4 protein-coding genes are annotated in these 5578 nt (G+C 57.4%); all 4 read left to right on the forward strand.

All coding sequences use genetic code 11. The features are described 5' to 3' along the window. The first annotated feature begins 677 nt into the window (after positions 1-677). The 4 genes from ACFQY0_RS20790 (at position 678) to ACFQY0_RS20805 (ending at position 3964) form a co-directional block, all read left to right on the forward strand. Positions 678-1076, forward strand: coding sequence for a hypothetical protein (locus ACFQY0_RS20790; RefSeq protein WP_379716840.1), 399 nt, complete (start codon positions 678-680; stop codon positions 1074-1076). A gap of 146 nt (positions 1077-1222) precedes the next feature. Continuing rightward, positions 1223-1516: a hypothetical protein gene (locus ACFQY0_RS20795; protein WP_379716843.1), complete on the forward strand. Its 294-nt coding sequence runs from the start codon at positions 1223-1225 to the stop codon at positions 1514-1516. A gap of 140 nt (positions 1517-1656) precedes the next feature. Beyond that, complete coding sequence (locus tag ACFQY0_RS20800; protein WP_379716846.1) at positions 1657-2082, forward strand: hypothetical protein; 426 nt, start codon at positions 1657-1659, stop codon at positions 2080-2082. A gap of 1015 nt (positions 2083-3097) precedes the next feature. Continuing rightward, entirely contained in the window at positions 3098-3964 is an 867-nt protein-coding gene (locus ACFQY0_RS20805) for a toll/interleukin-1 receptor domain-containing protein (protein ID WP_379716849.1), read from the forward strand. The last annotated feature ends 1614 nt before the right edge of the window (positions 3965-5578 follow it).

Here is a 5578-nt window from a genome sequence, read left to right on the forward strand (position 1 = left end):
AATCACCGAAGCACTTGCCAACTGAAAATGCCAAAGAAGCACAACAAGCCGGATATGGCGACGGCGAATAAGCCGCTTTGTTGAATTCGAAGCTTCTCATCGCCGCGCCATTCCTCAAACGTTCTCGTGGAATGTAGAGCCTCTGGGTTTTGAGGGTGTGGCAGTAGACCGAGTCGGAGATAGGTCGAGCTTGTCGAGGTTTCGGAGCGCCCGGAGCTTTGCTGACCGGGGTGATCATCATGCGGGGGGCAGCAGAGGAGCGGCCAGGAGAGATCGGACCGGCCACGTGACAGACTATGTTAGATTATCTGTCTGCTTCGCCGAGGCTCCGTATCATCACCGCTTGGAGTGTCTCGTAGGATGGAGTCGGCGCTCGATCGGGTATTTTCCCGTGGCGGACCGCGGCCTCCGCGAAGATCTCCCCGCCCCCAAGACCGCCCAACGAGAACAAGGCGCTCGAGGACGACCCCTTTCAGCGGTTGTGTTGAGTTCTTGCCGCCAGCTTCGAAAGCTGCTTGGATCCCCGCAGCCTTCCCGATGAGATCACCGGGATCGCCTCAGCTCAAACGTTGGGCAAGAAAATGAGACGCCGGAAGAAACTCCTGATCTGGCTCACTATTCTTGGTGTACCTGTAGTTGCCGCACTCCTGTATTTCTTGATTCCGGTACGAACGGAAGTGAGCCAACCGACCCGCAATGTGAGGTCCGCGCTGAAGGAGCTCTACCCGAAGCACGACTTCAAGACTGTGACCGGTAACGGAACTTACGTCCACGGCAACACCCGAGAGATCCAAGAGCATCCAGCATATGCGGGCTGGGGCGAGCCGGGCTGGGACCTCGATGTCGAATATCGTGACACGGATTCAGGGGCGTTCGAGGTCGAGATCGACAACTACGCCAAGCTTCTATCACGCAAGACGGTCATCCGAGTAGAGGCCATAGGTGGCGACTCGACACGGATTTCTGTCCGGAGCAATCAGCATTCGGGCCTCCTGAACCTAGACTATCCCAATCCGGCATTCGCTCGATCCCGCCTCTACGAGATTCGGACCTTTCTTAGCCAAGGCGGACAATGAAACAATCAAGCCCAACAAGTCGGAGCAGGGCGACGCCTAACCGCGGCCTTGTTGCGTTTCTTCACCCGTGATTCAATCCTTCCACCTAGGGCCGAAGCGCCGCCTTGGTTCGCCGGCGACGCCTGTCCTATGACGTTGTGCAGAAAATGAGGAAGCTCACAGCCGCAGGTAATACTGAAGTTCCGGCATACCTCGCTTTGCGCCAGTTGGGGTACGAGGTGACTCGTGAGTCGATTGGCGAGGGGGCGATCGTCGAGGATGCGGAGATCTGGATCGCCCGCCAAGATGATGAAGAGATTTCCGGTGCGTCTCCGTTAGAGATCTTGGGCCTGCATCTCATGCGAGAAGTGCGTGGTGCAGACTGGCTTGCTAGCGACGCCGAGATCGAAACCTACGTGCGGCACTATTACCCAGAATGGCCGCCTGACCTCAGACCATAAACAAGCACAACAAGTCGGCGATGGCGACGCCTAACCGCGGCCTTGTTACGTTTCCCTTCTAGTGATTCAATCCATTCAATCGAGGACGGAGCGCCGCCTTAGTTCGGGCGTCGCGCCATGCCTCAAACGTTCTGCAAAAAATGGAGGAAACAGATCAAGATGGTTGGCGAGGCCAGGCTCTGGTCATAGTTCGATCAGCGAAGATTTGGGCAGGGTTCCTCTTGGTCGCAGCAGTCGTTCTTTTTGTGATCAAGCCCGCTCCCTATTTTTACCTTCTTACCATGGCGTTTTTGGGGGCGTCGTATTCGGTGTTTCTCGCCATGGTTTGGCGGAGGAGATCTACGGTGCTCTTCTTCGTTTTAGTCGTATATGTCAGCGCGACTGCAACCATTGCGGAGCGGCTATTTAGGGTTGATAGCCAGTATCAAGACGTCCAAGGAGTGCTTCTAGCGTTTGCCTGCACTGGAGCCTACATGACTCTTGCAAGAGGTCGTTTTCTCCGAGACCTCGCAGCTTTCAACAGCGAAACCAATCAAACAGAACAAGCCGGCGATGGCGACGCCTAACCGCGGCCTTGTTATATTCCCGTTTTGGTGTTTCAATCCCTTCAACTTGGCACGGAGCGCCGCCTTTGTTCGGGCGTCGCGCCATGCCTCAAACGTTCTCGCGGAATGTAGAGCCTCTGGGTTTTGAGGGTGTGGCAGCAGACCGAGTCGGAGATAGATCGAGCTTGTCGAGGCTTTCGAGCTTCCAGTGCATTGCTGCCCAGGGTGAGCATCATGCGGTGGGCAGCAGAGGAGCGGCCAGGAAAGATCGGACCGGGCACGTGACACACCATGTTAGATTGTCTGTCTGATTCGCTGGGGCTCCGCATCATCACCGCTCGGAGTGACCCGTGTGATGGTGTCGGCGCTCGACCGGGTATTTTCCCGTGGCGGACGGCGGCCTCCGCGAAGATCTCCCCGCCCCCAAGACCGCCCAACGAGAACAAGGCGCTCGAGGACGACCCCTTTCAGCGGCTGTGTTGTGTTCTTGCCGCCAGCTTCGAAAGCTGCTTGGATCCCCGCAGCCTTCCCAGTGAGCTCACCGGGATCGCCTCAGCTCAAACGTTCTCGTGGAATGTAGAGCCTCTGGGTTTTGAGGGTGTGGCAGCAGACCGAGTCGAAGATAGGTCGAGCTTATCGAGATTTCCGAGGCCCCGGATCTTTGCTGACCGGAGCGAGCATCATGCGGGGGGCAGCAGAGGAGCGGCCAGGAGAGATCGGAACGGCCACGTGACAGACTCTGTTAGATTGTCTGTCTGCTTCGCTGGGGCTTCGCATCATCACCGCTCGGAGTGCCTCGTGGGATGGTGTCGGCGCTCGATCGGGTATTTTCCCGTGGCGGACCGCGGCCTCCGCGAAGATCTCCCCGCCCCCAAGACCGCCCAACGAGAACAAGGCGCTCGAGGGCGACCCCTTTCAGCGGCTGTGTTGTGTTCTTGCCGCCAGCTTCGAAAGCTGCTTGGATCCCCGCAGCCTTTCCGGTGAGCTCACCGGGATCGCCTCAGCTCAAACGTTAGGTTAAGAATTCCAGGCTACTATGGCGACCATCCGCGAATACTACGATACTGACCCAGTGGATCTCACCGTCCACGCCGACTGGCAGTTTGCGACGAAGGAAGGGACAGTGCTCGGGGAGATTCGGGCGAAGGTTGCCTACGACTTCGATGCTAACGCCAAGTTCTGGTATATGTTCGTGCCAGATCAACTTGATGCCCGTGAGGCTTTGGCAGTGCTCCTCGGGATGCCAATTGTCGATGCTTGCATGCTAAAGGACGAAGGTGATGGAGTCGAGGTGTTGATGGGGCACAGCGATTACTCGGAACGACAAAGCGCATCGACGCTTATGTTCACGAAGCGCATGCACTTCTACACCGATTCTGAACTATCCGTTGATCAAAGGAGGGAGTTGGTCGCTTTAGCCAAGTCGAAGGGAATCTATCTCTGTGTGAAGGATCGAGAATACGCAAGAAAGCGTGCCGAAAGCGAATCGCCCCTCGCCTTCATTTCTCACGACTCACGTGACAAAGATGAATTGGTCCGCGAACTTGCTCATTCTCTGGTGAAGCTCATGTGTCCAGTTTGGTATGACGAATTCACGCTCAAAGTTGGTGACAGCTTACGCCAATCGATAGAGACCGGATTGAAGGAGGCGCGGAAGTGCGTTCTGGTGCTATCGCCGAGTTTTCTAGGTAACAAAGGATGGGGACGGGCGGAGTTTGATTCGGTGTTTACCCGTGAGATTCTGGAGCAGTCAAACGTAATTCTTCCAGTCTGGCATAATGTTGGTGTTAAGGAGATTTACGAGTATAGTCCTCGACTTGCCGACAAGGTGGGCCTTTCCTCTGCGCTCGGGGTTCAGGAAGTTGCCCGTCGACTCGCGGGAACAATCAAATCAAAAACCTAACAAGCCGTGAGTGGCAACCGGCGACAACGTCGCTAGTGGAATCGGAGTTTGATCTCGCCGGTACCACCACTCAAACGTTCTCGTGGAATGTAGAGCCTCTGGGTTCTGAGGGTGTGGCAGCAGACCGAGTCCGAGATAGGTCGAGCTTATCGAGGCTTTCGAGCTTCCAGTGCTTTGCTGACCGGGGTGAGCATCATGCGGGGGGGGGGCAGCAGAGGAGCGGCCAAGAGAGATCGGAACGGCCACGTGACAGACTCTGTTAGATTGTCTGTCTGATTCGCCGGGGCTCCGCATCATCACCGCTCGGAGTGCCTCGTGGGATGGTGTCGGCGCTCGACCGGGTATTTTCCCGTGGCGGACCGCGGCCTCCGCGAAGATCTCCCCGCCCCCAAGACCGCCCAACGAGAACAAGGCGCTCGAGGACGACCCCTTTCAGCGGTTGTGTTGAGTGCTTGCCGACACCTTCGGAACTTGCTTGGATCCCCGCAGCCTTCCCGGTGAGCTCACCGGGATCGCCTCAGCTCAAACGTTGGGCCAATAAATCTACTGTGCCGACCACGAGAATCCGCTTCCTATCCGTTTCGTTCATAGCCGCTGTGCTGAGTTCCTGCCAGGATACCGCACTCCGGGACTACGAGGCCGTGATGGCTTTGCCTCCGTTGCGCGACTCCCGAGGGTATCCATACGTGTTCCCAATATCGGATGCGGACATTGCCGGTTCGCCCGAGTGGACATCTGAGCGGGATTACCCACCTCTCCCTCCACGGAAGGCCGTTGCGCTCGCTGAGGAGGAGGTTCGGCGAATCGAACCGGAAGTCACCGACTGGCACCTTAACGACATCAGCTTGCAGCGCATCCGAAGCAAGCCAAGAGAGGTATGGTGCTACGTAGTGGTGTTTAGCCGAGCAGACTTACTCAGCACAGGGCCTCCATCGACCCTAGAGGTGCCCGTGATGATGAGCGGCAAAGTGATCCGAGGCACTGCCGACACTGGCGATAAGTCCTTCGTGCATGGCGTAGTGCGCAGCAGGACCAGAGCAATCCGCGAGGAAAACTGAACAAGCCCAACAAGTCGAAGATGGCGACCCCTCTCAGCGGCCTTGTTGCGTTTCCGTTTTGGTGATTCAATCAGGCAACGAGAATCGGGAGCCCCGCCATGAGGGTCGGGATCGCCATTTCTCAGACGTTCTCGTGGAATGTAGAGCCTCTGGGTTTTGAGGGTGTGGCAGCAGACCGAGTCCGAGATAGGTCGAGTTTATCGAGGTTTTCGAGCTTCCGGAGCTTTGCTGGCCGGAGCGAGCATCATGCGGTGGGCAGCAGAGGAGCAGCCAGGATGGATCGGACCGAGCACGTGACAGGCTCTGTTAGATTGTCTGTCTAGTTCGCTGGGGCTCTGCATCATCACCGCTCGGAGTGCCTCGTGGGATGATCTCGGCGCTCGATCGGGTATTTTCTCGTGGCGGACCGCGGCCTCCGCGAAGAACTCCCCGCCCCCAAGACCGCCCAACGAGAACAAGGCGCTCGAGGACGACCCCTTTCAGCGGCTGTGTTGTGTTCTTGCCGCCAGCTTCGAAAGCTGCTTGGATCCCCGCAGCCTTCCCGGTGAGCTCACCG

Source organism: Haloferula chungangensis (assembly GCF_042664875.1).
GTDB classification, from domain to species: Bacteria; Verrucomicrobiota; Verrucomicrobiia; order Verrucomicrobiales; family Akkermansiaceae; genus Haloferula; species Haloferula chungangensis.

What these genes read in the sequence shown, in the direction of transcription:
- ACFQY0_RS20795 (WP_379716843.1), top strand. Translation starts at nt 1,223, where the DNA reads ATGAGGAAGCTCACAGCCGCAGGTAATACTGAAGTTCCGGCATACCTC.
- ACFQY0_RS20800 (WP_379716846.1), top strand. Translation starts at nt 1,657, where the DNA reads ATGGAGGAAACAGATCAAGATGGTTGGCGAGGCCAGGCTCTGGTCATA.
- ACFQY0_RS20805 (WP_379716849.1), top strand. Translation starts at nt 3,098, where the DNA reads ATGGCGACCATCCGCGAATACTACGATACTGACCCAGTGGATCTCACC.